The sequence below is a fragment of the Aeromonas sp. QDB11 genome (assembly GCF_027705265.1).
In the GTDB taxonomy this organism is placed as follows: Bacteria; Pseudomonadota; Gammaproteobacteria; order Enterobacterales; family Aeromonadaceae; genus Aeromonas; species Aeromonas allosaccharophila.
The window spans coordinates 1-970 of record NZ_JAPDBM010000194.1 but is presented as its reverse complement, the minus strand read 5'-3'; the positions used below and the strand labels follow the sequence as shown (position 1 = coordinate 970).

At 61.9% G+C, this 970-nt stretch carries 1 protein-coding gene; it reads left to right on the top strand.

Translation table 11 applies throughout. From position 1 onward, the window contains the following. Positions 1-970: hypothetical protein (locus OKC40_RS22610; protein WP_270797041.1), on the top strand; the 970-nt coding region annotated here is incomplete at both ends.

The window sequence follows — 970 nt, the reverse complement described above, 5'->3', positions numbered from 1 at the left end:
GTGCCTCACTGGATGGCACAACCGCTGTGGTTGAGACGGCTGCCAACATCAGTGGCGGCTGGGCTCTGGTCAAAGGGGCCGATGGCGTCATGTCGGTTACCGTCTCCGTGGATGGTCAGGCCTCGCAGGCCCTGTCGCTTGCCGACGCCGCGAACACGGTTACTTTCAACACAGCTTCCGGCACGCTGACGGTCAAGGCCGATGGCAGCTGGACGTTCGATCCGAAGCCGGTTGATAACGACACGGAGCCGGCCGACGTGGTGAACTTCTCGATCTCCGGCACCGATGCCGATGGCGACCCGTTCAGCGACACGCAAACCATCAACGTGCTTGACGGCACAGGACCGGGCAACGGTAATGCTGTCACCCTGGACCTGGATGAAGACGATCTGCTCGCCGGTTCTGGCACGCCCAAGGGGCCACTGACGGACAACGCCACGGTGAACTTTGTTGCTGGCTCTGATCCATTCGCGGGTTTCGCCTTCCAGGGCACCAGCGGCATCACGGTCAACGTCAATGGCGCCACTGGTGACGATCTGTTCTGGACACTCGACTCGGGGGTGCTGAACGCGCATCTGGGCAGCAGCAGTGGCACCATTGTGCTGACGGTTTCCCTGGTCAGCGCCAACCCGGCTGCCGGCACGGTTGGGGTTAGCGCCGAGTTGAAGGGTGCCTTGCCGCACGCCATAGCCAACGGTGAAAACACCATCACCATCACCGGCATCACCGTTGTTGCTTCCGATGTCGATGGTGATTCGGCTACAGCAGCCGTCACGGTCAATGTTGTTGACGACATGCCGACCCTGACGATCAGCGATCCGGATAGTGCCTCACTGGATGGCACAACCGCTGTGGTTGAGACGGCTGCCAACATCAGTGGCGGCTGGGCTCTGGTCAAAGGGGCCGATGGCGTCATGTCGGTTACCGTCTCCGTGGATGGTCAGGCCTCGCAGGCCCTGTCGCTTGCCGA